A 26,335-nucleotide genomic window follows, 5' to 3' on the forward strand; every position below is an offset into this window, starting at 1 on the left:
GTGTCTCAGGGTTTCGGGACGGGGGGCTTATTCGCCGCCGCCGCTCTGGGTGTAGCCGGTCGCCTGCCAGCCGCACCCGCTGCGCACGAGGCGCACCACGCCGCTGTAGGTGCCGCTGACGGCCTGACCGTTGGCCCGGTTGGTGCCGCGCAGGGTGATGGTGCCGCTCACCGTCGCGCTGCCCCCGTTGATGTTGGCGCTGCCCAGCGAGAGGTCGTAACTGACGTTGCTGTATACGGCGCTGTAGGCGCTGGCCGCCGCCGACAGGGCGCTGCGGGCCGCGCCCTGCGCCGCGGCGCGCGCAGCCGCGGCGTCGGCCTCGGGCGAGAGGTTGCAGCTCGCGGGGGCCGGCTCGCCGTTACCCGCCGTAGCGGGGCCGGTACCGTTGCGGTCGACGTTCAGGCCGCCGGTACCGGGCGAGCTGATGTTGCTGGGACTGCTCGCGCCGCCCAGACCCGCGTTGAGGTCGATGCCGCGCACGACGTAGTTGACCCCGACCGCGAGACGGGGCGCGATCGTCGCGCCGGTGATGATGTTGCTCTGGCGCTGCACGCCGCCCTCGACGTAGGCTTCGACCGGAAACAGCGGGATGCCGTAGCGCAGGCCCACGCCGCCGAAGACCGCGCCGCCGCTGTTGGGCACGGTGTTGGCCCCGGCCATGACGTAGGCGTTGAGGGTCGGGGACTGGTAGAAGTCGACCGTCAGGCCGCCGCCGATGGCCGCGCCGCCCGACTCGCCCTGAATGTTGCTCGTGCAGTAGGCGCCCTGCACGAAGGCACCGACGCGCCCTTCCTGCAGGCCCGCGCGCGCGCCCGCCACCTGGCAGCCCAGGCTCAGGCTGCTGTTCAGGCCGAGGCGTACGTCGGCCGCGCCGGCCAGGCTGCCCGCCGTGAGGACGGAAAGCACCGAAATCTGGGTCAGTCGTTTCAACATGCCCGCAGTTCTAACATGTTCCCGTGAAGGGATCTTGCCGGGGGGCCCCGGGGCGGTCTCATTGACATAGGGTGAAGGTCATGACCGCTCCCCTTTCCCTCGGCCAGGGCAGCCTGTACGACCGCGTCGGCCCGGACGCGCTGGGCGCCCTCGTGCGGCGTTTCTACGGTCACGTCGCCCGCGACCCCCTGCTTGCCCCCATCTTTCCGGCCGACCTGAGCCTGACGGCCGAAAAACAGTTCGCCTTCCTGAGCGGGTTTCTGGGCGGGCCGGCGCTGTACCACGAGCGGTTCGGGCACCCGAGGCTGCGCGCGCGGCATCTGCCTTTTCCCATCACCACTGAGCGCGCGGCCGCGTGGCTGGCCTGTATGAACGCCGCCCTGCGCGAGTCGCCCGAGATCGCCCAGGACGACGCCCGCGAGCTGTACGCTGCCCTGGCGAGGGTGGCCGTTCATATGGTGAATACACCGGCCGAGACGGTCTAGCGGGGGCGGGCAGGGCCCTCCAAGGACGCTCTGCCCGCCCCCTTTCTGACCCGGTCCTGAGTGCCTTACTGATCGGCGGGTCAGGAAGCTGGGAAAGGACGATGTGGACAACTTTTTCTCCTTGACTAGCAGTGCCGGTGGCGCGGCGGGACTCTTTTCTTAAACTGCGTCTATGAGTCAAGCTCCCCGTACTATTGACGACCTGCGCGCCGAGGTCGATCACATTAACCGTGATCTTCTGAAACTGCTGTCCAGGCGCGGCGAAGTGGTGGCCCAGATCGGCCACGCCAAGACCCAGGAAGGCCGGCCCAACCACTACGACCCCGCCCGCGAGGACCAGCAGCTCAAGGAGCTCGAAGCCCTGAACGCCGGGCCGTTCACGGGCGCGGCCGTCAAGGCGATCTTCAAGGAGATCTTCAAGGCCAGCCTGGCGCTCGAAGAGAGCAACGACAAAAAGCAGCTTCTGGTGTCGCGCAAGGTCAAGAGCGAAGACACCGTGCTTGACATTGACGGCGTGCGCATCGGCGGCGGCGAGCCCCCGATCATCGTGGCCGGGCCGTGCAGCATCGAGTCCGAGGAACAGATGGAGCAGACCGCGCGTTTCCTGGCCGCCAAGGGCGTCAAGATCCTGCGCGGCGGGGCCTACAAGCCGCGCACCAGCCCCTACGGATTCCAGGGCATGGGTGTGGACGGCCTGATCGTGGGTGGCCGCGCCGCGCGCGACAACGGCATGCTGTTCGTGACCGAAGTCATGGATACCCGCGACGTGGAAGTCGTGGCCGAGCACGCCGACATCCTGCAGGTGGGGGCTCGCAACATGCACAACTTCGCCCTGCTGCGCGAGGTGGGCCGTGCCCGGCGCCCGGTGCTGCTCAAGCGCGGTCTCGCGGCCACCATCGAGGAGTGGCTGTACGCCGCCGAATACATCCTCTCGGAAGGCAACAACGAAGTGATCCTGTGCGAGCGCGGCATCCGCACCTACGAGAAGTGGACCCGCAACACGCTCGACCTCTCGGCCGTGGCCCTCGCCAAGCAGGAAACCCACCTGCCGGTGATCGTGGACGTGACCCACGCCGCCGGCCGCCGCGACCTTCTCATTCCGCTCGCCAAGGCCGCCATCGCGGTCGGCGCCGACGGCATCCACGTCGAGGTGCACCCCAACCCCGCCACGGCCCTGTCGGACAATGAGCAGCAGCTCGACTTCGCCGGCTACGACAAGTTCTCCGACGCCCTGAGCAGCATGCTCAAGCTGCCCGTCACCGCCTGAAGACGGGACTGGGCGCAGGGCAGCGGGCGGCCACCTTCTCCACGGGGGAGGGTGGCCGCTCTTCTGTTAGGCGTCCCGGCTTTCTGCGTCGCCGTCCAGCGGGAAGGTATGCATCTCCTGGACCTCACCGCGCTCCTCGCGCGTCAGGGTCAGCGCCTGCACGGTGAAGCGCTCCAGCGGCGGCGTGAGGGCCTGGACCGCCGCCCACAGCTCTTCTTCAGCCCAGGGCAGCACGCCCAGGGCCAGGGTCAGGTGCGGGCGGTAGCTCTCGCCGTCATGGGGGCTGCGGCCCGACGGCCCGACTTCCAGTAGGCGCCGGTGCAGGTCGCGGATGGTCTCGTCCGCCTCACATTCCAGGAAAAAGACGCCCGGCACCCGGCGCCAGCCGCGCAGCCGGACCTCGAAAGCGCCCTGCTGGGCGACTGCGGCGCGGCAGGCCCCGATGAGCGCTTCGCCGCGCAGCGGGGTCTGAAAGGGAGCGCGCAGATTCAGGTGCGGGGCGCCGAACCCGCGCACGTTCAGGAGCTCCTGTTTGCGGCGCAGCCAGGTGTCGAGCTGCGGCGGGGGCCACGCCACCACGCTGTAGAGCGGCTGGTGCGGGTCGGAGAGGATCAGGCCGGGCGGAGTCATGGCGGAGGGCGCGGCTCAGCCGACGCGGTAGCGGCAGCAGCCCTGACCGCAGGAAATACGCGTCTCGCGCGTGACGGCGGTGCCCAGCAGTTCCTCGTATAGCGTCAGTTCGGCGGCGCACAGGCCTGGAAACTGCCGCGCGACGGAGAGGTGGGGGCAGTTGCGCTCGACGAGGTACAGCGTTTCCTGACCGTCCTCGATCACCCGGTCCACCACCGCGTCGTAGCCCTGCGCGCTCAGGTGCCGCGCCAGAATCTCGGCGCGCAGGTGCAGGGGCAGCGAGTCGGGCAGTTCGGCCCCCAGCACCTCGGCCTGCTCGGCAGTGCGCGCCGCGAGCACCTGCGTCACTGCGTCCTCGCCGAACAGGGCCGCGACCTGACGCAGCACGTCCACGCACAGGCCCGAGTAGGTCTTGGGAAAGGCGCCCTCGCCGCGCTCGGTCAGAGCGTAGACGTGCTGGGGCCGTCCGCGTCCACTGGGACGCTCGGTCCGCGCCTCGACCAGTCCCTGCTCCTGAAGGTCGGTGAGGTGTCGCCGGATGGCCGGCACACTGACCTCCAGCCGCGCGGCGAGGTCCTGCGCGGTCAGGGGGCCGTCGCGTTTGACGAAATCAAGCAGGCGGTGCTTGGTGCGCTCGGTCAGGCCGCCGGGGACAGGGGGGGTGGCCGCGAGGATGGCCGTCATACGACGGTGAGTTGGTCCGGCAACGAGGCCAGATTCTGGTGCACCGCGCGCACGCTGATCTGCCCGGCCAGGGTCCGCGCCACGCCGCGCAGGGCGACGGCGGCGGCCGAGTCGGGGTGCGCCAGGACAGCCGGGCGGCCCTGATCGGCGTCCTCGCGCACGCCGGTCTCCAGGGGCACCTCGCCCAGCAGCGGGTAGTCGCCGAGCTTGCGGCTGCCGCCCCGCCCGAAGATGTCGTAGGTGTGGCCGGTATCGGGCGCCACGAAGTAGCTCATGTTCTCGACCACGCCCAGCACCGGCACGCTGGCCTTGCGGAACATGTCGATGGCGCGCGCCGCGTCGATGAGGGCCACGTCCTGGGGGGTGGTCACGATGACGGCGCCCGTGACCTGCACGTTCTGGGTCAGCGAGAGCTGCACGTCCCCGGTGCCCGGCGGCAGGTCCACGACGAGGTAGTCGAGCTGGCCCCACGCCGCGTCCTTGAGAAACTGCTGAATGGCCGAGTGCAGCATCGGCCCGCGCCACACGAGCGCCTGCCCGGCGGGCGAGAGATTCGCCATGCTCAGGAACCGGAAGCCGTGGGCTTCGAGGGGCAGCATCTTGCGCTCGGCGTTTGCAGTGATCTTGGCGGCGCTCTGGCCAACCATGTGCGCCACGCTGGGGCCGTACACGTCGGCGTCGAGCAGCCCGACCTGCGCGCCGTCGGCCGCGAGACTGGCCGCCAGGTTCACGGCCACGCTGCTCTTGCCCACGCCGCCCTTGCCGCTGCCGACCAGGATGACGTGCTTGACCCCCGGCAGGGCGGGCTGCGCGGCCGGGCGCACAGTCGCCCCGAACTCGACCGACACGGCATCCACGCCCGGCACATTCAGCACGGCCTCGCGCACCTCGCGCTCGATCTGGCCCTTGAGGGGACAGGCGGGGGTGGTCAGGTTGACCTTGATCCTGGCGTGTCCACCTTCGACCTCGGCGCGTTCGATCATGCCCAGCGACACGAGGTCACGGTGCAGTTCCGGGTCGTTCACGGTACTCAGGGCGCTCATCACGGCGTCACGCATATGTCGCCATCTTGAGGGCTGGGGGCCGGGGGGGCAAGGCGCAGGGTCACATACCCCCTGCCCAGCCCTCGGCGCGCCGGGGCGCCCGCGTTCCTATAATGGGCCGAGATGAAGTCCATCGGTCCCTACGTGCTGGCGCGCTCTTCCTCCGGGGACGGGGCCGCCGCACAGCCCCCCAGCGGCGCGGCGTGGCCCCTGTGGGCCACCGACCGCCTCACCGGTATTCCGGTGGTGCTCCAGCCGCTCACGGCCGCGCTGGACACCCTGCCCACGCTGCCCGGCCACCCCGCGCTGCTGCCGCCCAGCGACCTGCTCTCGCTGCCCGGAGAGGGCGAGTTCGTGGTCACCGAGCTGCCCCTTCAGGCCGTGCCCGCCACCGACGCCCGGCTGGCGGCGCGCGGGGCCCTGCAGGCGCTCGACGCGCTGCACCGGCAGGGACTGGTACACGGGCAGGTGAGCGCCGCGCATCTGTGGAGCGTGGACGGCCAGGTCCGGCTCTCGGGTGCGGGCCTACCGACGGCGGCGTCGCCGGCCGACGACCTGCGGGACCTCGCCGTGGCCCTCGGCGCCCTGGGCGGCCTGCCCGCCGGTCTGGAGACCTTGCGCTCGGCCCCCGAAACCCTGAGCGCGAGCGACGCGCTGCGGCGACTCTCGTGGGGGGGCTCCGGCTCCCAGGCGGCTCAGCCCCGGGACGTGTCCGCCCCGCCGCGTACCCGGTCTGTCCCGCCTGCCCCGGCCGAGGCCTCACCCATTCCTACGGCGGTCGCTCCGCTGGCCGTGATTCCGCCCCTGGCTTCCCCGGCGCCGCTCACCGCGCAGGTGTTCGATCTGGGACCGGCCGCGGCGGACCCGGTGGCCCAGCCGGCCCTTCCTGAGGAGCCGTCAGGGGGTTCTCAGCCTCTAGCCTCCGAGGCTTCTGTCGCTGCCGGACCGGCCACCGATGAACCCGGCGAGGTCGTGTTGATCGCCACGGCCGCGCCTGCGCCCGCACCGGCCGGCGGAGCCGCTGCGCCGCTTGCCCCGTCCAGACCCAAACGTGGGGCCGGCGCGCAGGCACGCCAACGCCTGCGGGCCGACGCGGCGCGGACCGAGCAGCGGACAGCCGCTCCGGCGGTCGGGCCCACGGCGGAAGTCTCTCTGCCTCCGCCCGTTCCCCAGGCCGACCCTGCTCCCTCCGGAGCCCTGACGGCAGCCGTCCCGGTGGCCCCGGCTTCCCCGGAACTGAGCGACCCGGCGGTCACGCCCCAGGAACGTCGCCGCCGGATGCGGGCCGCCGCCGAGGCCGAAGCGCAGGCCAAAGCCGCCGCCCCACCCCTGACGCCCCCCACGCGACCCCCGTCGCTGGGTCCGGAAGAGGAACGGAAGGAGACCGCGCCCCGCCGGGAGCTGCGGCCCATGCGGCTGCGCTGGAACGAGGCTACCGGAGCGGCGGCGGGCGGGGGCTGGCAGCGCGGTACCCGGGACGCGGCGCCCGCGCCGGGCCAGCGGCGCCCGGCAGGCGACCTGGAGCGCTGGCGCTGGCCGGTGCTTGTCGCTGCGCTGCTCGTCCTGGTGCTCGGGGGGCTCTGGGCCTGGGGGCAGGGACGGGCGCAACCGCAGGGAGTGACCGCCGCGGCGTGCTGCTCGGTGCAGTTCGAGCTGAGCGGCGCGGCGCCGGCGTCGGGGGTGAGGCTCACGCTCGCGCAGGCTCCAGCGGGCGCGGACTTGTCCCCCGGCGCGGTTCTGGGAACGGTGCCCGGCACCGTGCGCCTGCCTTCGGCGGGCACCTACCGCGTGCGGGTCGCCGCCGACGGCTTCACCCCCGAAACCGTGAGTGTGACGGTGCCGGCAGCGGCGCCCGTGCGGATCGAACTCGGCCGCTGAGGCGGCGTGCGGCGGGGGCGTCCAGCCCGCCCGCCCCCCGGCGCGCCCGGCCGTGAGACAATCGGGGCCGTGAGTGTCGTCATTCTCGACTTCGGCAGCCAGTTCACGCGCCTGATCGCCCGGCGTTTCCGTGAGCTCGGCGCATACAGCGTCATTCTTCCCGGCACCGCGAGCCTGGAACGCATCCAGCAGGAGAACCCCCAGGGCGTCGTGCTGTCGGGCGGCCCCAGCAGCGTCTACGACGCGAATGCGCCCCGTCCGGCCCCCGGCGTGCTGGACCTCGACGTGCCGGTCCTGGGCGTGTGCTACGGCATGCAGTTCCTCGCGCATGAGGCGGGCGGCGACGTCAAGCGCGCGGGCAAACGCGAGTACGGCAAGGCTGACCTGACGCGCTATGGCGGGCAGCTCTTCGCCGGCATCCAGGGCGAGTTCGTCGCCTGGATGAGCCACAGCGACTCGGTGACCCGTCTGCCCGAGGGCTACGAGGTCGTGGCCGAGACCGAGGACACGCCCGTAACCGCCATCGAGAACCCGGTCACGCGGCGCTACGGCGTGCAGTTCCACCCCGAGGTCGTGCACACGCCCAAGGGCGGGCAGCTCCTCGCCAACTTCCTGGAGATCTGCGGCGTGGCGCGCGACTGGAACGCCGAGCACATCATCGAGGAACTCGTGGACGGCGTGCGGGCTCAGGTCGGGGATGGCCGCGTCCTGCTCGCCATCTCGGGCGGGGTGGACAGCTCCACGCTGGGGCTGCTGCTGGCGCGCGCGGTCGGCGAAAAGCTGACGGCAGTGTTCATCGACCACGGCCTGCTGCGGCTGGGCGAGCGCGAACAGGTCGAGGCGGCCCTGAAGCCCCTGGGCGTGAACCTCGTGACCGTGGACGCCCGCGCCGAATTCATGGGGGCGCTGGACGGCGTCTCGGACCCCGAGCAGAAGCGCAAGATCATCGGGCGCGAGTTCATCCGGGCCTTCGAGCGCGAGGCCCGCGAGTACGGTCCCTTCGACTTCCTGGCGCAGGGCACGCTGTACCCCGACGTGATCGAGTCGGCGGGCGGCGAGGGCGCGGCGAACATCAAGAGCCACCACAACGTCGGCGGCCTGCCCGACGACCTCGCCTTCAAACTCGTGGAGCCCTTCCGCACCCTGTTCAAGGACGAGGTCCGCGAGATCGCCCGCCTGCTGGGGCTGCCCGAGGCCGTGCGCACGCGCCATCCCTTCCCCGGCCCCGGCCTCGCCATCCGCTGCCTGGGGGCCATCAGCGAGGAGAAGCTCGACATCCTCAAACGGGTGGACGACATCTTCATCTCGGGGCTGCGCGAGTTCGGGCTGTACGACGGCTGCTCGCAGGCGTTGGCGATCCTCACGCCCATCCAGTCAGTCGGCGTGATGGGCGACGAGCGCACCTACGCCTACACCGCCGCCCTGCGGGCCGTGACCACTGACGACTTCATGACCGCCGAGTGGGCGAGACTGCCCTACGACTTTCTGGCGACCATGAGCAACCGCATCGTGAATCAGGTCCACGAGATCAACCGCGTGGTCTACGACATCACGGGTAAGCCGCCGGCCACCATCGAGTGGGAATGAGCCCTTGGCAGGCCTGAGTCCGGTCGCCCCCGGTGTGCAGGTCATCCCCCTGTACGCCAACGTGTACCTGCTGAGCAGCCCGCAGGGCCGCGTTCTGGTGGACTCGGGCACGCTGACCCACGCCCCGGCTTTCGCGCGGTTGCTGCGCGAGTTCCGGCCGGACGCGGCGCTGCTCACTCACAGTCACCTCGACCATGCCGGTAACGCCTGGCTGGCGGCCCGTGCCGGCGTGCCTCTGCTGACGCACCCGCTGGAACACGCCCGCCTGACCGGCCAGCGCCACGAGTTGCCCTACCCCGCCGGGCAGCCCGGTCTGGGGGCACTGGCCTCGCGCCTGCACCCCTGGCCGCGCGCCGAACAGGTGCAGGCCATAGGCCCCGGCGACACCCTGCGTGGCTGGGAGGTCGTGCACCTGCCCGGCCATACCGACGGCCAGATCGGGCTGCGGCGCGGCGGGGTGCTCGTCGCCGCCGACGCGGTGCTCGCCTCGGGAGACGGCGCGCATCTGCCGCGCGAGGCCTACAACTGGGACCACGCGCGGGCGCTGCTGACCCTGCGGGAGATGGCTGACCTCGACCTGGAGGTCATCCTGCCGGGCCACGGCGGTCCCCTGACCCCGGCGCAGGTGCGGGCGCGGGCCACCCGGGACGACTGACCTCGGCGGAGCACACCCCCAGTCACTTGCGCGGCCCGTGCAGGGCTGGGGGCTCTCCGGGCCGGTGTTCGTTCAGATCAGGTCGAGGTAGCGGTCGAGCTCCCACTGGTGCACGGTCGCGCTGTACTGCCGCCACTCGGCGCGTTTGGCCGCCACGAAATGGTCCATGACGTGTTCCCCGAGCGCCTGGGCGATCACCTCGTCCTTTTCCAGCTCGTCCACCGCCTCGCGCAGGTCGGCGGGCAGTTCCTTGACGCGGTGGTGGCGCTTTTCGCGCACCGTCATCTTGAAGATGTTGCGCTGGATGGCGGGGGGCGGCTCCATCTTGTGCTCGATGCCGTCCAGGCCGGCGGCGAGCATGGCGGCCAGGGCGAGGTAGGGGTTGCAGCTCGGGTCGGGCATCCGGACCTCGGCGCGGGTCGAGTTGCCGCGCTTGGCCGGAATGCGGATCAAGGCCGAGCGGTTACTCGTACTCCAGGCGATGTTCACCGGGGCTTCGAACCCCGGGACGAGGCGCTTGTAGCTGTTCACCAGCGGGTTGGTGATGGCCGCGATGGCCCCGGCGTGGTCCAGCAGGCCGGCGATGAAGTGCAGCGCTATCTGCGAGAGGCCATACTCGTGCTCCGGGTCGGCGAACGCGTTCTGGCCGTCTCTGAATAGGCTCAGGTGGCAGTGCATTCCGCTGCCGTTTACGTTCTCCAGCGGTTTGGGCAGGAAGCTCGCCAGCAGGCCGTACTCCAGCGCCACGCGCTTGACCACGAACTTGAAGGTGGCGATGCGGTCGGCCGTTTCCAGAGCGGGCGCGTACCGGAAGTCGATCTCGTGCTGGCCGGGCGCGACCTCGTGGTGCGCGGCCTCGATGTCGAATCCCATCTGGAGGAGCTTGTTCACGATCTCGCGGCGGATGCGCTCGCCTTTGTCGATGGGCGCGAGGTCGAAATAGCCGGCCTTGTCGTGCGTGACTGTGCTGCCCAGGCCGCCGGGCGTGCGCTCGAACAGGAAGAACTCGGGTTCGGTGCCCACGAACATCTCGAAGCCCAGCTGCCGGGCGCGCGCGATCTGTCCCTGGAGCACCCGCCGGGGGTCACCGCCGAAGGGTGTGCCGTCGGGCAGCGTCACGTCGCAGATGAGCCGTGCCACGCGCCCGCGCTCGCCTTCCTCGCGCGAGAACTGCGGGTAGATCAGGAACGTGGAGAGGTCCGGGCGCAGCAGCATGTCGGATTCTTCGACGCGCGTGAAGCCTTCGACCGCGCTGCCGTCGAAGGTCACGTCGCCGTTCAGGGCCTTCTCGAACTGCGACCCCGGCACCTCCACGTTCTTGGTCGTGCCCAGGATGTCCGTGAACTGGAGCCTGAGAAATTTGACCTCGCCCTGCTGCAACTCGTCGAGGATGCTCTGTTTGCTCGGCACGGATTTGCCGGGGGTGGGCGTTTTTTTCGCCGTCTGGTTCTTGGCCGACTGGTTCTTGGAATCTGGGGACGTCATACCTGCTCTCAACCTCCGGGAATGGCCCCATCATGCCCGAGACGGGCGCGGACCGGCGCAGATACCCTCCCGCTGCCTCGCCGCGGTGGGCCGCCGCGCCGCCGGGTACGGTGCAGGATGTCAGCCCACATCTGGACACCTGTCTACACACCATGAAACAAAGTGCAGTTTCGGTGCGGCCGGGGGGACTCTGGCCCGAACTTCTGGACAACTTGTTCAGGGAATGCGTTGCCCCCCTTTAGTTTTTTCATATACTCCCCCCGAAGTCGGTGGGGCCGCTCAGGCGCCGCACACCGGGGGCCGGGAATCGGGGATGCGAACGCCACCCCGGCCATCTCCGGGAGCACAGGCCCGCCGACCAGAGGGAGCGACATGAATCCAGACTTCGATGTGAGATCCGCCGCGCGCAACTGGGACGTGGACAAGACCACGACGGCCACCCCTGGCGAGCTCGTGAGGGACCTGTTTGCCAGCGACGTGCTGACCCTAGACCAGCTCAAGACCCGGCTGTCCAAGCCGGCCTACAAGAGCCTGCAGGCCACCGTGGAGCGCGGCGAGCAGCTTGACGCCAGCATCGCCGACACCGTGGCGCTGGCCATGAAGACCTGGGCCATGGAGCAGGGCGCGACCCACTACACCCACTGGTTCCAGCCGCTGACCGGCTCGACCGCCGAGAAGCACGACTCGTTCCTGAATCCGGCCGGCGACGGCGTGGCGATCATGTCGTTTTCGGGCAAGGAACTCATTCAGGCCGAGCCCGACGCCAGCTCGTTCCCCTCGGGCGGCCTGCGCGCGACCTTCGAGGCGCGCGGCTACACCGCCTGGGACCCCAGTAGCCCCGCGTTCATCATCCGGCACACCAACGGCGCGACGCTGTGTATCCCGAGCGTCTTCGCCTCGTGGACCGGGGAGGCGCTTGACCTCAAGACCCCGCTGCTGCGCAGCGTCGAGGCCCTGAACAAGACCGTGACCCCCGCCCTGAAGCTCTTCGGCGCGTCCGAGGGCACCCGTGTGGGCAGCAGCCTGGGCGCCGAGCAGGAATACTTCCTGATCGATGAGGAGTATTTCTACCGCCGCACCGATCTCGTGATGAGCGGGCGCACCCTGTTCGGCGCGCAGCCCCCGCGCGGCCAAGAACTTGAGGACCACTACTTCGGGGCCATTCCCGACCGCGTCCTGAGCTTCATGACCGACGCCGAGATGCAGCTCTACGCGCTGGGCATTCCGGTCAAGACCCGCCACAACGAGGTTGCGCCCGGCCAGTTCGAGATCGCCCCGATCTTCGAGGACAGCAACATCGCTGCCGACCACCAGCAGCTCATCATGCAGGTGCTGCGCACGACGGCCCGCAAGTACGGCCTCGTCGCACTGCTGCACGAAAAACCTTTTGCCGGCATCAACGGCTCGGGCAAGCACTGCAACTGGAGCATGAGCACCAACAAGGGCGAGAACCTGCTCGACCCCGGCGACACGCCGCACGAGAACATGCAGTTCCTGTTCTTCTGCTCGGCCGTCATCAAGGCCGTGGACGAGCACCAGGACCTGCTGCGCGCCTGCGTGGCGAGCGCCAGCAACGACCACCGCCTCGGGGCCAACGAGGCGCCGCCCGCGATCATCTCGATCTTCCTGGGCAGCGAACTGACCGACATCTTCGACCGCCTCGTCAGCGGCCAAGGCGGCGCGGGCAAGTCGGTGGGCCTGATGGGCCTGGGCAGCAGCGTCCTGCCCGAGATTCCGGTGCACGCCGGCGACCGCAACCGCACCAGCCCCTTTGCCTTCACCGGCAACAAGTTCGAGTTCCGCGCGGTGGGCAGCTCGCAGAGCATCTCCTTCCCGATCACGGTCCTGAACACCATCGTGGCCGACGCTGTCGTGGCCCTGACGGCCGAGCTGGAAGCGGCGCTCGAGGGTTCGGATCTCGACACGGCCGTGGCCAAAGTGGTGCGCGAGACCTACAAGAAGCACGAGCGCATCATCTTCAACGGCGACGGCTACTCGTCGGCGTGGCACGAGGAAGCCGAGCAGGAGCGCGGCCTGCTCAACCTGCGCACCACCCTGGACGCCATCGAGCACCTGAACAGCGCGAAGAACGCCGAACTGTTCAGCAAGTTCGGCATCCTGAACGGCCGTGAGCTCGACGCCCGCCAGGAAATCATGTACGACATCTACTTCAAGACCGTGAACATCGAGGGCGAGACCACCGAGTACGTCGCGCAGACCCAGATTCTGCCCGCCGCGCTGTCCTATCTCTCGGAACTCGGCCGGGCCGGGGGCGGGCGCGCGGCCCAGGGCGTGAGCCAGGAAGTGGGCGGGGTCGCCGACGAGCTGTACGACGCCCTCCAGAAGCTGCGCGAGCAGAACGCGGCGCTGGGCGGCGACGAGGTTCACGAGAAGGCCCACCACATGCGTGACGCCGTGCTGCCCGCGATGGCTGACGTGCGCAACGCCTCCGACCGCCTGGAACGTCTGGTTGCCGGCAAGTTCTGGCCCATGCCGATCTACCGCCAGATGCTGTTCGTGAAGTAGGGACGGTACTCCGGAACGGGGCGCGGCTGCGGCGGCGCTCCGTTTCTGGTGCGACGGGGTGGGCGGGGGCGAGGCAGCGCTGCGGCTCCTGCGGCCCACCTCCGCGCCCAAGTCTTACGTCCTTCTCAAAGCGCCCTGGGGCTGGCCGGCGTACACTGGGGGGCGTGCTGAACATCCTGCGCCGACTCGCCGTGACCCCCGCCGAACTGGACGAGGCGCTCGCGGCCCTGGGCCTCGACGGCTCGCAGTCGGTGATGGTCCACGCCAGCCTGCGGTCCTTCGGGTCGCTGGAGGGCGGAGCCAGAACGGTGGTGGACACCCTGCTGGGCCGCACCAACACGCTGGTGGCCCCGGCCTTCACCTACAACACGCTGCTCAGCCGCCCGGCCGCCTCTACCAACGTCCGGTTCAGCCGCGACTCGCGGGTGAGCCGCGACATCGGGCGGGTGCCGCAGGAGATGGTCGAGCGCCCGGAGGCCGTGCGGTCCTTTCACCCGGCCCTGAGCTTCATCGCGCTGGGCGAGCACGCGCGGCAGGTCACCGAGGTGCAGACCCTCGCCAGCCCGTACCAGCCGGTGGGGACGCTGTACGACCTGGACGGCTACGCTCTGCTGATGGGCGTGGATTTCGGCAGCAACACGACCGTGCACTACGGCGAGTATCTGGCCGGAATGCCGCTGCTCACGCGCTACGTGCCGCAGGACGGGGCGGTGGTTCCCACGGCGTTCCCCAACTGCTCGGCCGACTTTGACCGCCTGGAACCGTATGTGCAGGGCGCGCAGGTGTCGCTGAGCGGATCGCTACTGCGGCTCTACCGCGTGCGCGACCTCGTGGACGAGACGGTGAAGCTGCTCAACCGGGACCCCGAGGCCTTGCTGTGCACCTACCGCAGTTGCCGCTGCCAGCAGGTGCGTGAGACGGTGCGCGCGGGGGGGCTCTCGCCCCGGCCTCACCCGGCGGCCCACCCCTGAGCCGACCGCCGCCGGGCTCTAGAGCTGGACCCGTTGCTCGCTGCTGTGACCGGGCCGCACCCGCAGTTCGGGCCGGACATGGTGCGCGGCGTGGTTCGCGGCCATCGCCGCCTGGGCATAAGCCAGCGAGATGAGCTTGAAGTCGCCGCCCGACTTCGCGAGGTCGCCGGCCACATATACCCCCGGCAGGGCGGTCTGCCCGCCGAGGCCGTCGGGAACGTACTCGCCCTGCCAGTCCAGCGGCCAGCTCTGGAGAGGGGAGAGGTCGGGCAGGTAGCCCCCCAGGATCAGGACCGTGTCGGCCGGGACGCGCACCGGCTCGCCGTCCACCGTGAGATGTGCGCCGCCGGGCACGAGGTTGACGAGGACTGCTGGGGCCAGCACGCTCAGCCGGCCCCCGGCCCGGGCCTCTTCGAGCGCGTCAAGTTCTCCCGGGCTGCCCCGGAAGCCCAGTCGGCGGTGGGTGAGGGTCACGGCGGCCCCGGCCGCGGCGAGTTCCAGTGCGGCGCGGGTGGCCTGCGGCACGCCGCCCACGACGAGCACGCGGCGGCCGGCCAGTTCGGCGGGTTCGGGCACGTCGCTGCGCACGTCGGGGTGCGAGGCGGCGCCTGGCACCCGCGCCTCGCGCGGCAATAGGGCACCCATGCCCGCCGTCAGAATCACGGCGCCCGCCGTGAAGTCGCCCCGGTTGGTCCGCACGGTCCAGCCGCCGTCTGGCCGCGCCTCCAGGCCGTGCGCCACGGTCCGCAGTTCGGATGTTACGTCCAAGCCGTCCAGTTGCCGCACCTGCCCGGCGATGATATCGGCGGCGCGGGCTTCGGGCAGGCCCGGCACGTCGTAGACCCGCTTGTCGGGGTACAGCGCCGTGAGCTGCCCGCCCAGCTCGCCGCGCGCTTCGAGCAGCCGCACGCTCAGGCCGCGCCACGCCGCGTAGAAAGCCGCGTACAGCCCCGCCGGGCCGCCGCCCACCACCAGAATCTCGCTGTGTTCCGTGCCTGTCCCGCTCGTCATGCGGCGAGTATGACGCAGGCCGGAGGCGCACAAAGGGTCGGCGTACAGGGTCCGGGGCACCAACGAAAAACTCCCCACCGGACCGGGGGAGCCTTCCGAACGTCGCGCGCCTCAGCGGCGGCGGTGCGAGAGCATCTCGGCGAGGTCCACGACCTTGTGGCGCGGGCGGCCCTGGGCCTGGCCCTCGCTCAGCTCGTGGGCGTCAAGCGCCTGCCAGTCGCCGAAGGTGTACACGTCCACGCCCTTGCCGGCCAGCAGGGCGTCCACCGCTTCCCGGCTGGGCTGTGCAGGTGTGGGCAGTGCGCCGGCCTGCGCGTCGGCCAGCAGGAGGGCGACGGTGTCGGTGGCGTCCTTGCGGTTGGTGCCGACCACGCCGCTGGGGCCGCGCTTGATCCAGCCGGCGGTGTACTCGCCGGGGCGGCCCTCGACGCGGCCCTCCGTGTTCGGAATCACGCCCCGGCGCTCGTCGAAGGGGACGCCCTCCAGAGGCACGCCCCGGTAGCCCACCGAGCGCAGCACCATCTGCACGGGCAGCGTCTCGTACTCGCCGGTGCCCACGGCGTTGCCCCGCTCGTCCAGGCGGTTGCGCTCGATCTTCAGGCCGGCCACGTTGCCCTGGCCGTCGTCCAGAATCTCGACCGGAGACACCAGAAAGCGCAGGTGGATACGGCGGTCCTTGCCCTCGGGCGTGCGCACCGCGAACTCGCGCAGCACCTCCACGTTCTTGCGCTTGACGTTGTCGGTGATGGCGGCTTCCTCGGCCTCGCCGAGCTGCACGTCGGCCGGCATCACGACCGGGTCGGCGTCGCTCAGTTCTCCGAACTCGCGCAGTTCCTTGGTCGTGAAGTTGGCCTGCGCGGGACCACGGCGGCCCAGCACGTACACGTCCTTGACCTGACTGCGTTCCAGCGCCTTCAGGGCGTGCTCGGCGATGTCGGACCCTCGCAGTTCGGCCACGGTCTTGACGAGGATGCGGCTCACGTCCAGCGCCACGTTGCCCACGCCGACGACGGCCACGCCGCCCGCGTGCAGCAGCATCTCGCGCGCCGCCGCGTCGGGGTGGCCGTTGTACCAAGCGACGAATTCGGTGGCGCTCATGCTGCCCGCGAGGTCCTCGCCCGGAATGCCCAGGCGGCGGTCGCTGCTGGCCCCGACCGTGTAGATCACGGCGTCGTAGTGGGCCAGGGCCTCGGCGTGCGTCAGGTCGCGCCCGAATTCCACGTTGCCCAGAAAGCGCACGCGCGGGTCCGAGAGGGTCTTCTCGAAGCCCCGGGTCACGCTCTTGATGGTGAGGTGGTCGGGCGCCACGCCGTAGCGCACCAGCCCGTAGGGGGTGGGCAGCCGGTCGAACACGTCCACTTCGGCCGGAAAGCTCGTCTGCTTGAGCAGCGCCTCGGCGGCGAACACGCCGCTGGGACCGCTGCCGATCACAGCCACACGCAGGGGCCGTTCGGGAGAATAAACCTGAGTCACGCAGTCGAGTTTAGGGACTGCCCCCTGGCTTGTCACCCCCAAACGGCGGTGGCGGCGTCAGAGGTCTACATCGGGAGGCGTGCTGCCTGTACCGCGTGGTCTATAGAGCAGGCCACAGCGCCGGCAGGCCACAACTCGCGCGCCACACGCCAAAAAAACGCCATCCGGTTTTCCGGATGACGGTGAGTGCCTGTGCTGCGCTTACGCGGCGGCGATGTCGGCGAGGGCCTTCTGGTTCTTGAGCGTGATCTTGCCGTAGCCGGCGCTGATGACGCCCTCGCGGCTGAGCTCGCCCACGACCTTGGTCACGGTCTCGCGCACGCTGCCCACGGCGGCGGCCAGTTCGTCGTGCGTGGCGTAGATCATGGTCTCGCCGCTGTCGAGCTGGGTGGCCAGCGCGGTATCGCGCAATTCGAGCAGTTCGCCGGCGATGCGGGCGCGCAGGCGCTTGCCCACTAGGCGGTAGATGCTCTCGTAGGCGCGCTCCAGCGTGCGGACGAGATGGGTGGTCACGACGAGGTTGTCCTCGGCGCTCATCAGGGCGGGGTTGATGACGTCGATGGCGCTGTCGGTCACAGCCTCGGCAAAGTAGGCGCGGTTCACGCCGGCCAGGGCTTCTTCGCCGAAGTATTCGCCGGGCTTGACGTAGCGCAGGGTCAGGCCGTTACCGTCATCGTCCATCGTGTGCACGCGCACCAGACCGCTCGACACGCGGTAGAGCATGTCGCTCTTACCGGGGTAGAGGATCACCGCGCCGGGACGGTAGGTCACGGTATCGACAAAGGTGCGGTTGGTCTGCATTTGGCTGGTCTGTGTCATTTGCGTCGCCTCCTGGGCGTTGGTGTCGTATTGGGGAGGGCCCCTTCGGTCCTTCCTAACGTTGAACACAGTGTAACCGAAATCGGCCTTTTTGTAAACAGTTTTGTTTCTTTAACCGGTGTTTAGCCCACTAACTGACCTTCGAATAGGGAGATGAAAAAGGGTGTGTGACACGCTTAATTGAGAATCCTTCCTATTGAGCCAAGTCTCACTGTCTACTCAGGCAAGACGGAGGTCACGAACAGGAGGCAAAAAAAGCGCCCACCCGACTGGGGGGCGCCTCCTGCCGGGACAGGACTTAGAGTTCGTCTTCGCGGCGGATGGGGAAGGCGCTGATGACGCAGTCCTTGTCGCCGATGTTGATGACCTTCACGCCCTGGGCGTTGCGGCCGGTCACGCGCACTTCCTCGACGCGGGTGCGGATCACGGTGCCCTTCTCGGTCAGGACCATGAGTTCCTCGTCGCCTGCGACGCGCGCCAGCGTGACCAGTTTGCCGGTCTTGTCGGTCACGTCGAGCGTGATGACGCCCATGCCGCCACGCCCCTTGGCCGGGTAGTCGCTGATGGGCGTGCGCTTGCCCAGGCCGTACTCGCTGACGGCCAACAGCTCGACGCCCTCGTCGGTGGCCGGGATCAGGGCCATGCTGACCACCGCGTCGTCCTCACCGTCGCGCAGGCGGATGCCGATGACGCCCTGGGTGGCGCGGCCCGTGGCGCGCACCTCCTCGGCCTCGAAACGCATCGCCTTGCCGTTCTGGGTGGCGAGGACCACGTGGTCGCTGTCCTGCACGATTCCCACACCGATCAGCTCGTCGCCCGCCTGCAGGTTGATGGCGATCAGGCCCGCCGACGTGATGTTCGAGTAGTCGGTGATGAGGGTCTTTTTGACGACGCCGTTCTTGGTGGCGAAGATGAAGCAGCCCGCCGCGTCGAAGCCGCCGACACTCAGGACCGAGGCGATGTTCTCCTCTTCACGCAGGCTGGGCAGCAGGTTACGGATGTGCGTGCCCTTGGCGTCGCGGCCCGCTTCCGGCAGGTCGTAGATCTTCTCGTGGAACACGCGGCCCTGGTCCGTGAAGAACAGCAGGTAGTCGTGGGTGGACCCCACGAAGACGCGGGTGTTCACGTCCTCCTCGCGCAGCTTGCCGCCCGAGGCGCCGCGTCCGCCCCGGCCCTGGGCACGGTAGGCCCCCAGATTGGTGCGCTTGAGGTAGCCGGCCTTGGTCATGGTGATGACCATGTCCTCGACGGCGATGAGGTCTTCCTTGCCGATGTCCTCTTCGAGGGCCGTGATCACCGAGCGCCGCTCGTCGCCGTAGCGGTCGCGGATATCGCGGATTTCCTTCTTGATCTCGCGCCACAGCAGCTTCTCGTCGCCCAGGATGGACTTCAGGCGCGTGATGACGTTCTGGAGTTCGGTGTACTCGCTCTGAAGCTTCTCGCGTTCCAAGCCCACGAGGCGCTGGAGGCGCATGTCCAAGATCGCCTGGGCCTGCACGTCGCTCAGGCCGAAGCGGGCCATCAGGCCGTCGCGGGCCTCGGCGCCGGTGTTGCTCGCGCGGATCAGGCTGATCACTTCGTCGATGGAGCCGAGCGCCTTGATCAGGCCTTCGAGGATATGGGCGCGCTCCTCGGCCTTGCGCAGTTCGTACACGGTGCGCCGCGTCACCACGTCCTGACGGTGGGTCAGGAAGTACTGCATGGTGTCGATCAGGGGCAGCACGCGCGGCTCGCCGTTCACGATGCTCAGATTGATGACCGTGTAGGTCGACTGCAGCTGCGTGTACTTGTAGAGCTGGTTCAGGACCAGGGTCGGAATCGCCCCGCGCTTGAGCTCGATGACGATGCGCACCGGCTCCTTGCGGTCGGACTCGTCACGCAGCGCGCTGATATCGGGGATTTTGCCCGCCTTGTACATTGCGCTGATGGTCTGGAGCAGGTTGGTCTTGTTGAGCTGGTACGGGATTTCGCTCACGATGATCTGCGAGCGGCCGTTCTTCTCGTCGATACGGGCCTTGCCGCGCACCTTCAGGCCGGAGTGCCCGGTCGCGAAGGCCTCACGGATGCCCACCGAGCTGATGCGCCCGCCGGTCGGGAAGTCCGGCCCCTTGACGTGCACCATCATCTCGTCGAGCGTGATGTTGGGCTTGTCGATCAGGGCCAGCAGACCGTTGCAGATCTCGGTGAGGTTGTGCGGCGGGATGTTCGTCGCCATGCCCACCGCGATGCCCGAGGCGCCGTTGATGAGCAGGTTGGGCACCGCCGAGGGCAGGACGGTCGGCTCGTGGGTCGTCTCGTCGTAGTTGGGCTTGAGGTCCACCGTCTCTTTTTCGAGGTCGGCGAGCAGTTCCTCGGCCAGCTTGGTCATGCGGGCTTCGGTGTACCGCATGGCGGCCGCCATATCGCCGTCCATCGAGCCGAAGTTGCCCTGCGGGTCCACCATGGTGTAGCGCATGTTCCACCACTGCCCGAGCCGCACCATCGCGTCGTAGATGGACGTGTCGCCGTGCGGGTGGTACCTCTTCATGACCTCGCCGACCACCGAGGCCGACTTGGCGTGCTTCTGGTTGCTGCTCAGGCCTTCTTGCAGCATGGCGTACATGATCCGGCGCTGCACCGGCTTGAGACCGTCGCGCACGTCGGGCAGCGCGCGGTCCACGATCACGTTCATGGCGTAGTTGATGAAGTTGGTCTTGACTTCACTGGTGATGTCAACAGGCTGAATTCCGGTCATCAGGCTCCAATACGGCCGGCCGCCGACCCAGGAGGGTGCGGCCGTGCGGAAAGCGGGGGAGGGGCGCGCCCGGCACCACTGCCGGGAATGGAAAGATTCTAGCATATTACGCTATATGCGTAACACAGTTCCCTTCCTCAACGGCTCCTATTTTAGCGCAGAATGCCCGTAAAAACAGTGTCGGAGTCGGCAGCGGGCCCTGCGGTCACGGATAAAGGTGCCGGGCAGTGAGAAGCGTGTGACGGCGGCGGCGCTATGCTGCGCGGCGATGCTTGCTGAACTGACACAGTTGGTGACGGACGTGAACGGAGCCTGGGCTGCGGCCATCGGCGGGCTCGACGGCCTGCTGGTGGAAGGATATGCACACGCCGACACGGACCTGAATCTGCTGGTCGCCGAACATGCCGGTATCCTCCGCTCGGCGAGCGCTGCCTACACCCAGACTCTGGGCGGCGGCACGACGCGCGAACTGTACCTGCGCGGCGAGACCCTCAGCGTCTTTTTGCAGCCCATCGGCAGCGACTTTTTCCTGCTGCTCGCCCTGGACGGCCGCAGCAATCTCGGGCAGGCCCGGCTCTACGGCCGGGACGCGGCCCGCCGCCTCGAAGCCCAACTCTGATTCCCTGCGTGAGCGACCATGAAACTTGACGTCCTGCATACTCTTCCCGGTCTCGTCGCCGCCGCCCTGGTGGGCCGCGACGGCCTGGCCCTCGAAACGGTCGGTGAGGGCGGAGAGGCCCTCGCGGCCGAACTCGCCGCGCTGCGTGACAGTGCCGAGCGCGTCGGCCGCCGCCTGGGCGGGGGCGCGGTCAGCCGCTTCGCCCTCACTGGCGAACAGATCGAGATTCTGGCCCTCACGGCCGGCGACTATGTGCTGGGCGCGGCCCTGGCACGCGGGGTGGACACCCGGCCGGCGCAGCAGCAGCTCGCCCAGCTGATCCAGGAGCTCACGCTGCCGGAAGGCGCCGATGATTGAAGCGTTCCTGGAGGTGCGCGGGGTCCGTTACGCCGCCCTGGTGGACGAGGGCGGCGCGCTCGTCGCCCACGTCGGCGACGTGCCCCCCGACCTCGACGTCGCCGTCTCGGCGCGCGCCCTGCTGGGGAGCCTCCAGAACGCGGTAGGCGAGCCGGAATGGAACGACCTGCTGCTCGACCTCGACAGCGGTCCGCTGCTGCTCACGCCGCTCGGGCGTCAGCTCCTGATGACCGCCTTCGACGACGTGGCCAATCTCGGGCGCGTCCGGTTCGCGGTCCGGCGGGCGTTGGGACTGTAGGCCGCTCCACCCTGCCGTCCAAGGGAACCGGGGCGCGCTGTAGTAGGGAGCGCGCCCCGATTCCTGTGGCGTTCAGTCGTCCAGCGCCTCGAACCCCGGCAGGCCGTCGAACAGGCCCCGCAGCGGGTAGGTGAGCAGGGCCGTGCGCGTCCCACCGATGCTGAAGCCCTCGCGGCCGAGCATCTGGCGGTCCATCGCCTCACGTTCCTCGGCCGACATCTTGCCGAGCACGCTCTCGGCGCCGGTCTGGGTGCCGTGGGCGGCCAGGGCGGCGCGCTTGTTGGCGGCGTAGGGCGTCACGTCGAGCTGTACGGCGACCGTGTCCTCCGACACGCCGTAGACCAGGGGGTCGAGGTCCTGGCCCATGCGCGCCAGGCCGCGCGCCGCCTCGGTGCTCAGGGCGGTGTAGTACAGGCGCTGTGGCCCGCCGCCCGGCAGGTGACCGGTGCTGAAAAAGGCCGCGGTCGCCGCGCGGTGGATCTGGAGGTGATCGACGTGGCCGTAGCCGCCGTGCGGGTCGAAGGTCACCATGACGTGCGGCTGCACCTCGGCGATCAGGACGCGCAGCTTGACCTCGACGGTCAGCGGGTTGACGTTCATCAGGGCGGCGGGGTCGTCCGTGCGGGTGCGCTCGTAGCGGCCCGAGTCGTGATAGTCGAGGAAAACGGGCTCGGGAATCTCCAGGGCGCGGCAGGCCTCACGCAGCTCCTGCTCGCGCTGCGCGCCGAGGTCGTCCACCGTCATGCCGGGCACGGTGATCTTGCCGGCCTCGCCGCGCGTGGCGCAGGCCAGCACCACGCGCACGCCCCGCCGGGCATAGTGCGTTAGGGTGCCGCCGACGCTGAAGGCCTCGTCGTCCGGATGCGCGAACACGGCGAGCAGGGTGGGGGTCGGGTTCAGGGTCATGGGCGTCACTGTAGAGCGCGCAGGTGGAGGAGGGCCTCTGGAAGGCCGCTTCTGGGGCGGCAGACCAGCCGGGGGAGACCTCCGACCACGAAAAAGCCCGCCGCGAGGGCGGGCCGAAAGTGGGCGGGGGCCTTAGCGCCGGATGACCGCCGGGAACTCGGGCGCGGCGACGAAGGGCACGGCGCGCCGCAGGTCGAGCACGAACAGGGTGCTCTGACCGGCGCGCGTGAGCTGCACACCGCCGCCCGCCCCGGTCCGCAGCCGCGCCGACACGCCGGGCCAGCCGGCCAGCGCTGCCAGCGGCACGAGCGGCGCGCGGGCCACGTACACCACCGGTACGGGTCCGCGGGTCGCCGCCGCGCCGCCCTGGGCCGGAGCACTGAGGGTGGCGGTGCGGGGGGTGAGCAGGGCCACCCTGAGCCCCAGCGCCGAGGTGGCCGGTCCCAGCGGCAGGTAGACTTGGCCGCCGATGACCTGCGCGCCCTGTGAGGCCAGAGCCGCCCACTCGGCGGGCGTGCGCGTGGGCTGTGCGGCCGGGGCTGGCTGGGGCCGGGTGGGCGTGGTGGGTGTCTGTGCGGCTGGCGGGGTCTGGGTGGCCGGTGGGCGCACCGGGGCCGGCGTGACGGTCACCGGAGGCTGCGTTGCCGGGGTCTGGCCCGCTGGAACCTGGGCCAAGGGCGTCTGGGCCAGTGGAACCGTGGCCGCCGCACGGCGGGCCTGCACGCGGGCCTGGGTCTCGGCGGGGGTCAGGCTGCGGCCCCAGCCGTCGGGTACCCCCCGGAAAGTGGACCACGGTCCGCTCGCCAGCGGCCGTCCCTTGGGCAGGGCGCTCAGAAGCCCGCCCTCGGTCGAGAAGTACAGCGTGCCCGCGTCGCTGACCGCTACGCCGGTGTCGATCTTCTTGCCGGTCTTGAGTGTCCACACGGCCTGCCCGGCCGGGCCAATGGCGTGCAGGGTGCCCGAGAGGTCACCCACGACCACCGTGCCGTCGCTGAGCTCGGCGGCCGGGGCCGCGACCGGGGCGCCGGCCTTGTAGACCCACTCGTCCTCACCGGTGGTGTTGAGGGCGTAGACGCTGCCGTCGTAGCTGCCCACGACGACGAGCCCGCCCGAGGTGACGATGGGGCTGGCGTTCACGAACAGGTTCGTCTGACGGCTCCAGCGGAGTTTGCCTTGGGCGTCCAGGCTGTAGATCTTGCGGTCGCTGGAGCCGAAATAGACGTTGCCCTGGGCGTCTAGCGCCGGACTGCTGAAGATCAGGGAGCCGGCCGCGAAGCTCCACTTGAGCTTGCCCTCGGGAGTCAGGGCATGGAGGCGGTTGTTCTGTGCCCCGAAATACACCGTGCCGTCCGCGCCGACGGCCGGGCTGCTGAACACGGGCGCGCCCACCTTGTAGCTCCAGAGGACCTGACCCTGGGCACTGACCGCGTAGACGGTGCCGTTGGCGGTCGCCGCCACCACGCTGCCGTCTCCGCGCAGCGCCGGGCTGGCGAAGACGTCGCCGTCGAGCTTGACCTTCCACAGGAGCTTGCCGGCCGCGTCGAGCCGGTACAGGGTGTCGTCGTAGGAGGCGGCCACGACGTCGCCCTGCGGGGTCACGATGGGCTGCGCGCGGCCGAGGTCGCCGACGGCGAAGGCCCACTTTTCCTTGCCGGCGGCGTCGGTGCGCCGGATACGGGCGTCGCTGCCCACGAAGGTCAGGTCCCCGCCGCTGCTCACGCTGATGGGCGAGATGATCTTGACGTCGCGGGTCCAGACGGGCTGGGGCGCGGCGCGCAGGGGCGCGCTCTGCTGGGCGGCGGCGCCTACATAAAGGAGGGCCAGGGTCAGAACGGAGACGGTTCTCATGTGTCGGGTCATCAGAAAGTAAATTCCTTTACGGTCTCTTTACGGTGGGTTGGGGGTGAAGGGGGCCGTATGGACGCCCGTCAAAGTAGCGTCCTAAGATGAATTCCGTTATGAAAAAGATTCTCATGCTGAGCGCGTTTGCCCTGGCCGGTCTGGCCGCAGCGCAGGACACCACGACCCCCGCGCCCACCGAGACGTCCCCGGCGACCACGGAAACGGCTCCCATGACCGATCCCGCGATGACGACCGACGCCGCGCCCGAGATGACGACGATGATGACGCCGGCCGACGCCTTCGCCCGCGCCCAGGAGTACGCCGTGCAGGCCGACGTGGCCTACCCCGTGCCCTTCTACGACCGCACGCTCTGGAAGGCCGCTGTGGACGCCTCCTACGTGGCGGCCAGCCAGGACACGAGCAACCGCGCCTACGACGCCTACCTCGCGCAGCTCTACACCAAGACCCAGTGGTGGATCAACGCCTACAACGCTTGGAATAACCTGGGCGAGCTGAACGACACCGAAAAAGAGTGGGCCAGCCTCAGCGCGGCCAAGCTCGCCTACATCGCCCTGCAGCGCGGCGACCGCACGACGGCCCGCGCCTATGTCGAAAAGGGCATGAGCTGGAAGGACAGCGCCAGCCTCCAGGCCATCATGAGCCGCCTCTAAACGGGCTGCTTCACCTGATCGCGCTCCTAGGAATGGGAGCGCGGTTTTTCCGGTCTGAGACACGGCATCTCTAAGGCTTTTCGCCCATAGACGGGCCGGGCGCCGCCCTCCTAGCATGACCGCATGTTTCGCCGCCGTCCTGTCCTGCCGCCCTTTCCCCCCGGTGCCCTGCTGGTGGGCGGAGCAGTGCGCGACTGGCTGCGCGGCGTGACCCCCCACGATTTCGACTGGGCGGTGCCCGACCCGGCGGCGGCGGCGCGGGAGCTCGCGGCGCGGCTGGGCGGGGCGGTCTTTCCCCTCGACGAGGTGCGCGGCTACTGGCGGGTGAAATCGCCGGACGCCACCGAGCACGATTTCGTGCCGCTGCCGCCGGACATGAACGAGGATCTGCTGCGGCGCGACTTTACCGTGAACGCCCTGGGCCTGAACGCCGCGCGTGAACTGCTTGACCCTACGGGCGGGCGCGCGGACCTGCGGGCGGGCCGGCTGCGCATGGTGTCGGAGGCCAATCTGCGCGCCGACCCGCTGCGGGCTTGGCGGGCCGCCCGGTTCATGGTCACGCTGGGGTTCAGGCTGGAGACCGGGACCGAGGCCGCCGTGCGCCGGGTCGCCGCCGATCTCGCGTCGGGCACGCTGCTGATGCCAGCGGCCGAGCGCGTCCGCGACGAGGTGCAGACGCTGCTCGCCGCGCCCGAGGCGGCACGCGGTCTGCTGACCCTGGAGGACCTCGGTCTGTTGGCCCTGACCCTGCCCGAGCTGCGCGAGGGCCAGGGCATCACGCAGGGGGGATTTCATCATCTCGACGTGTTCGAGCACGGTATCGAGGCGCTGCATCAGCTCCTGGCGCGCGCCCCGGACGCTCCGCTGCCCCTACGCTGGGCGGCGCTGCTGCACGATGTGGGCAAGCCGCGCACCCTGGACCGCAATCCCAAGACGGGCCGGCGCACCTTCTACGGCCACGACAAGGTGGGCGCGGCCCTGACCACCCAGATGCTGACCCGCCTGAAGCTGCCCGGCGACGAGGTCCGGTACGCCGCGCAACTCGTCGGCGCCCACATGGCCCAGTTGCCGGCCGACGACCTCTCGGCCCGGCGCTTCGCCCACCGCCGCCGTGCCCTGCTGCCCGACCTGCTGAGCGTGATGCTCGCCGACCGCGAGGCGGCGCGGGGCAAGGACAGTTCGCCGCAGGGGCGGTACGCCTACATGCTCGCCATGAGCCGCGTGTTGGAGGCCCTGGAGGAGCAGCCCGCCGCGCCCGCGCCCCTGCTGACCGGAGAAGACGTGATGGCCCTGCTCTCGCTGAGGCCAGGGCCCCGCGTGGGCGAGGTGCTGCGCGCCCTGGCCGAGGCGCGGGCGATGGGCGAGGTGCAGACCCCCGAAGCGGCCCCGGCCTGGGTCCGCGCCTGGGACGCGGCGCACCCGGCAGGCGGGTCCCAGGCACAGACGCTTCCGGCTGACTAG

The 26,335-nt window shown here is 69.8% G+C and carries 23 protein-coding genes; 12 read left to right on the top strand and 11 right to left on the bottom strand.

Features of this window, described 5'->3' with window-relative positions; translation table 11 throughout:
- Nucleotides 1-27: 27 nt before the first annotated feature.
- On the bottom strand, nt 28-933 hold the full coding sequence (locus ASF71_RS15770; RefSeq protein WP_235514535.1) for a hypothetical protein: 906 nt from the start codon (nt 931-933) through the stop codon (nt 28-30).
- Between the two features lie 80 nt (nt 934-1,013).
- Between ASF71_RS15770 and ASF71_RS15775 the strand changes: the two genes are divergently transcribed.
- On the top strand, nt 1,014-1,418 hold the full coding sequence (locus ASF71_RS15775) for a globin (RefSeq protein ID WP_056302279.1): 405 nt from the start codon (nt 1,014-1,016) through the stop codon (nt 1,416-1,418).
- A gap of 172 nt (nt 1,419-1,590) precedes the next feature.
- Complete coding sequence (locus ASF71_RS15780) at nt 1,591-2,685, top strand: bifunctional 3-deoxy-7-phosphoheptulonate synthase/chorismate mutase (protein ID WP_056302096.1); 1,095 nt, start codon at nt 1,591-1,593, stop codon at nt 2,683-2,685.
- A gap of 66 nt (nt 2,686-2,751) precedes the next feature.
- Here the strand turns inward: ASF71_RS15780 and ASF71_RS15785 are convergent, their stop codons facing one another.
- From ASF71_RS15785 to ASF71_RS15795, 3 genes are read right to left on the bottom strand one after another with little or no spacing between them, the layout of a single operon-like run.
- The gene (locus tag ASF71_RS15785) at nt 2,752-3,315 is read right to left on the bottom strand and encodes a 2'-5' RNA ligase family protein (protein ID WP_056302098.1); all 564 of its coding nucleotides are present in this window, start codon (nt 3,313-3,315) and stop codon (nt 2,752-2,754) included.
- Nucleotides 3,316-3,330: 15 nt separating this feature from the next.
- Nucleotides 3,331-3,999 carry a metalloregulator ArsR/SmtB family transcription factor gene (locus ASF71_RS15790; protein WP_056302100.1) on the bottom strand — a complete coding sequence of 223 codons (669 nt, stop codon included), beginning with the start codon at nt 3,997-3,999 and terminating at the stop codon, nt 3,331-3,333.
- A complete protein-coding gene (locus tag ASF71_RS15795) occupies nt 3,996-5,057 on the bottom strand; it encodes an Mrp/NBP35 family ATP-binding protein (protein ID WP_056302102.1) in 1,062 nt (353 codons plus the stop codon). The genes ASF71_RS15790 and ASF71_RS15795 overlap by 4 nt, the downstream gene beginning before the upstream one ends.
- A gap of 108 nt (nt 5,058-5,165) precedes the next feature.
- Between ASF71_RS15795 and ASF71_RS15800 the strand changes: the two genes are divergently transcribed.
- The 3 genes from ASF71_RS15800 (at nt 5,166) to ASF71_RS15810 (ending at nt 9,162) form a co-directional block, all read left to right on the top strand.
- A complete protein-coding gene (locus tag ASF71_RS15800; RefSeq protein WP_056302104.1) occupies nt 5,166-6,920 on the top strand; it encodes a hypothetical protein in 1,755 nt (584 codons plus the stop codon).
- Between the two features lie 69 nt (nt 6,921-6,989).
- Nucleotides 6,990-8,507: a glutamine-hydrolyzing GMP synthase gene (guaA, locus tag ASF71_RS15805; RefSeq protein ID WP_056302105.1), complete on the top strand. Its 1,518-nt coding sequence runs from the start codon at nt 6,990-6,992 to the stop codon at nt 8,505-8,507.
- A gap of 4 nt (nt 8,508-8,511) precedes the next feature.
- The gene (locus ASF71_RS15810; protein WP_235514536.1) at nt 8,512-9,162 is read left to right on the top strand and encodes an MBL fold metallo-hydrolase; all 651 of its coding nucleotides are present in this window, start codon (nt 8,512-8,514) and stop codon (nt 9,160-9,162) included.
- A gap of 72 nt (nt 9,163-9,234) precedes the next feature.
- On the opposite strand, the gene glnA is transcribed toward ASF71_RS15810, so the two are convergent.
- Complete coding sequence (gene glnA / locus ASF71_RS15815; RefSeq protein ID WP_235514537.1) at nt 9,235-10,647, bottom strand: type I glutamate--ammonia ligase; 1,413 nt, start codon at nt 10,645-10,647, stop codon at nt 9,235-9,237.
- A 372-nt stretch (nt 10,648-11,019) separates the two neighbouring features.
- Here glnA and ASF71_RS15820 point away from each other — a divergent pair, with 372 nt between their 5' ends.
- A complete protein-coding gene (locus tag ASF71_RS15820; RefSeq protein ID WP_056302107.1) occupies nt 11,020-13,173 on the top strand; it encodes a glutamine synthetase III in 2,154 nt (717 codons plus the stop codon).
- A gap of 164 nt (nt 13,174-13,337) precedes the next feature.
- Nucleotides 13,338-14,144, top strand: coding sequence for an AAC(3) family N-acetyltransferase (locus ASF71_RS15825; protein ID WP_056302110.1), 807 nt, complete (start codon nt 13,338-13,340; stop codon nt 14,142-14,144).
- Between the two features lie 18 nt (nt 14,145-14,162).
- Here ASF71_RS15825 and ASF71_RS15830 read toward each other — a convergent pair whose 3' ends face one another.
- From ASF71_RS15830 to gyrA, 4 genes are all read right to left on the bottom strand, one after another.
- Complete coding sequence (locus ASF71_RS15830; RefSeq protein ID WP_056302113.1) at nt 14,163-15,155, bottom strand: NAD(P)/FAD-dependent oxidoreductase; 993 nt, start codon at nt 15,153-15,155, stop codon at nt 14,163-14,165.
- Nucleotides 15,156-15,266: 111 nt separating this feature from the next.
- Complete coding sequence (locus ASF71_RS15835) at nt 15,267-16,628, bottom strand: FAD-dependent oxidoreductase (RefSeq protein ID WP_056302115.1); 1,362 nt, start codon at nt 16,626-16,628, stop codon at nt 15,267-15,269.
- A gap of 201 nt (nt 16,629-16,829) precedes the next feature.
- Nucleotides 16,830-17,447: a helix-turn-helix domain-containing protein gene (locus tag ASF71_RS15840; protein ID WP_056302118.1), complete on the bottom strand. Its 618-nt coding sequence runs from the start codon at nt 17,445-17,447 to the stop codon at nt 16,830-16,832.
- Nucleotides 17,448-17,745: 298 nt separating this feature from the next.
- On the bottom strand, nt 17,746-20,181 hold the full coding sequence (gyrA, locus tag ASF71_RS15845) for a DNA gyrase subunit A (RefSeq protein ID WP_056302120.1): 2,436 nt from the start codon (nt 20,179-20,181) through the stop codon (nt 17,746-17,748).
- Nucleotides 20,182-20,449: 268 nt separating this feature from the next.
- Here gyrA and ASF71_RS15850 point away from each other — a divergent pair, with 268 nt between their 5' ends.
- From ASF71_RS15850 to ASF71_RS15860, 3 genes are read left to right on the top strand one after another with little or no spacing between them, the layout of a single operon-like run.
- Nucleotides 20,450-20,800: a roadblock/LC7 domain-containing protein gene (locus ASF71_RS15850; RefSeq protein ID WP_056302122.1), complete on the top strand. Its 351-nt coding sequence runs from the start codon at nt 20,450-20,452 to the stop codon at nt 20,798-20,800.
- A gap of 18 nt (nt 20,801-20,818) precedes the next feature.
- Nucleotides 20,819-21,157: a roadblock/LC7 domain-containing protein gene (locus ASF71_RS15855; protein ID WP_056302124.1), complete on the top strand. Its 339-nt coding sequence runs from the start codon at nt 20,819-20,821 to the stop codon at nt 21,155-21,157.
- Nucleotides 21,150-21,455, top strand: coding sequence for a roadblock/LC7 domain-containing protein (locus tag ASF71_RS15860; RefSeq protein WP_056302126.1), 306 nt, complete (start codon nt 21,150-21,152; stop codon nt 21,453-21,455). The genes ASF71_RS15855 and ASF71_RS15860 overlap by 8 nt, the downstream gene beginning before the upstream one ends.
- A 72-nt stretch (nt 21,456-21,527) precedes the next feature.
- Here the strand turns inward: ASF71_RS15860 and ASF71_RS15865 are convergent, their stop codons facing one another.
- A complete protein-coding gene (locus ASF71_RS15865; protein ID WP_056302282.1) occupies nt 21,528-22,361 on the bottom strand; it encodes a PIG-L family deacetylase in 834 nt (277 codons plus the stop codon).
- Between the two features lie 132 nt (nt 22,362-22,493).
- The gene (locus tag ASF71_RS15870) at nt 22,494-24,221 is read right to left on the bottom strand and encodes a PQQ-binding-like beta-propeller repeat protein (protein WP_235514538.1); all 1,728 of its coding nucleotides are present in this window, start codon (nt 24,219-24,221) and stop codon (nt 22,494-22,496) included.
- Nucleotides 24,222-24,319: 98 nt separating this feature from the next.
- Between ASF71_RS15870 and ASF71_RS15875 the strand changes: the two genes are divergently transcribed.
- Nucleotides 24,320-24,874: a hypothetical protein gene (locus ASF71_RS15875; RefSeq protein ID WP_235514540.1), complete on the top strand. Its 555-nt coding sequence runs from the start codon at nt 24,320-24,322 to the stop codon at nt 24,872-24,874.
- 123 nt (nt 24,875-24,997) lie between these two features.
- Nucleotides 24,998-26,335: an HD domain-containing protein gene (locus ASF71_RS15880; RefSeq protein WP_056302131.1), complete on the top strand. Its 1,338-nt coding sequence runs from the start codon at nt 24,998-25,000 to the stop codon at nt 26,333-26,335.

It is taken from the genome of Deinococcus sp. Leaf326, assembly GCF_001424185.1.
GTDB lineage: Bacteria > Deinococcota > Deinococci > Deinococcales > Deinococcaceae > Deinococcus.

What these genes read in the sequence shown, in the direction of transcription:
- ASF71_RS15770 (WP_235514535.1), bottom strand. Translation starts at nt 933, where the DNA reads ATGTTGAAACGACTGACCCAGATTTCGGTGCTTTCCGTCCTCACGGCG.
- ASF71_RS15820 (WP_056302107.1), top strand. Translation starts at nt 11,020, where the DNA reads ATGAATCCAGACTTCGATGTGAGATCCGCCGCGCGCAACTGGGACGTG.
- ASF71_RS15800 (WP_056302104.1), top strand. Translation starts at nt 5,166, where the DNA reads ATGAAGTCCATCGGTCCCTACGTGCTGGCGCGCTCTTCCTCCGGGGAC.
- ASF71_RS15865 (WP_056302282.1), bottom strand. Translation starts at nt 22,361, where the DNA reads ATGACCCTGAACCCGACCCCCACCCTGCTCGCCGTGTTCGCGCATCCG.
- ASF71_RS15850 (WP_056302122.1), top strand. Translation starts at nt 20,450, where the DNA reads ATGCTTGCTGAACTGACACAGTTGGTGACGGACGTGAACGGAGCCTGG.
- ASF71_RS15785 (WP_056302098.1), bottom strand. Translation starts at nt 3,315, where the DNA reads ATGACTCCGCCCGGCCTGATCCTCTCCGACCCGCACCAGCCGCTCTAC.
- ASF71_RS15860 (WP_056302126.1), top strand. Translation starts at nt 21,150, where the DNA reads ATGATTGAAGCGTTCCTGGAGGTGCGCGGGGTCCGTTACGCCGCCCTG.
- glnA (WP_235514537.1), bottom strand. Translation starts at nt 10,647, where the DNA reads ATGACGTCCCCAGATTCCAAGAACCAGTCGGCCAAGAACCAGACGGCG.
- ASF71_RS15855 (WP_056302124.1), top strand. Translation starts at nt 20,819, where the DNA reads ATGAAACTTGACGTCCTGCATACTCTTCCCGGTCTCGTCGCCGCCGCC.
- ASF71_RS15870 (WP_235514538.1), bottom strand. Translation starts at nt 24,221, where the DNA reads ATGACCCGACACATGAGAACCGTCTCCGTTCTGACCCTGGCCCTCCTT.
- gyrA (WP_056302120.1), bottom strand. Translation starts at nt 20,181, where the DNA reads ATGACCGGAATTCAGCCTGTTGACATCACCAGTGAAGTCAAGACCAAC.
- ASF71_RS15780 (WP_056302096.1), top strand. Translation starts at nt 1,591, where the DNA reads ATGAGTCAAGCTCCCCGTACTATTGACGACCTGCGCGCCGAGGTCGAT.
- ASF71_RS15880 (WP_056302131.1), top strand. Translation starts at nt 24,998, where the DNA reads ATGTTTCGCCGCCGTCCTGTCCTGCCGCCCTTTCCCCCCGGTGCCCTG.
- ASF71_RS15790 (WP_056302100.1), bottom strand. Translation starts at nt 3,999, where the DNA reads ATGACGGCCATCCTCGCGGCCACCCCCCCTGTCCCCGGCGGCCTGACC.
- ASF71_RS15830 (WP_056302113.1), bottom strand. Translation starts at nt 15,155, where the DNA reads ATGACGAGCGGGACAGGCACGGAACACAGCGAGATTCTGGTGGTGGGC.
- ASF71_RS15795 (WP_056302102.1), bottom strand. Translation starts at nt 5,057, where the DNA reads ATGCGTGACGCCGTGATGAGCGCCCTGAGTACCGTGAACGACCCGGAA.
- ASF71_RS15840 (WP_056302118.1), bottom strand. Translation starts at nt 17,447, where the DNA reads ATGACACAGACCAGCCAAATGCAGACCAACCGCACCTTTGTCGATACC.
- ASF71_RS15775 (WP_056302279.1), top strand. Translation starts at nt 1,014, where the DNA reads ATGACCGCTCCCCTTTCCCTCGGCCAGGGCAGCCTGTACGACCGCGTC.
- ASF71_RS15875 (WP_235514540.1), top strand. Translation starts at nt 24,320, where the DNA reads ATGAAAAAGATTCTCATGCTGAGCGCGTTTGCCCTGGCCGGTCTGGCC.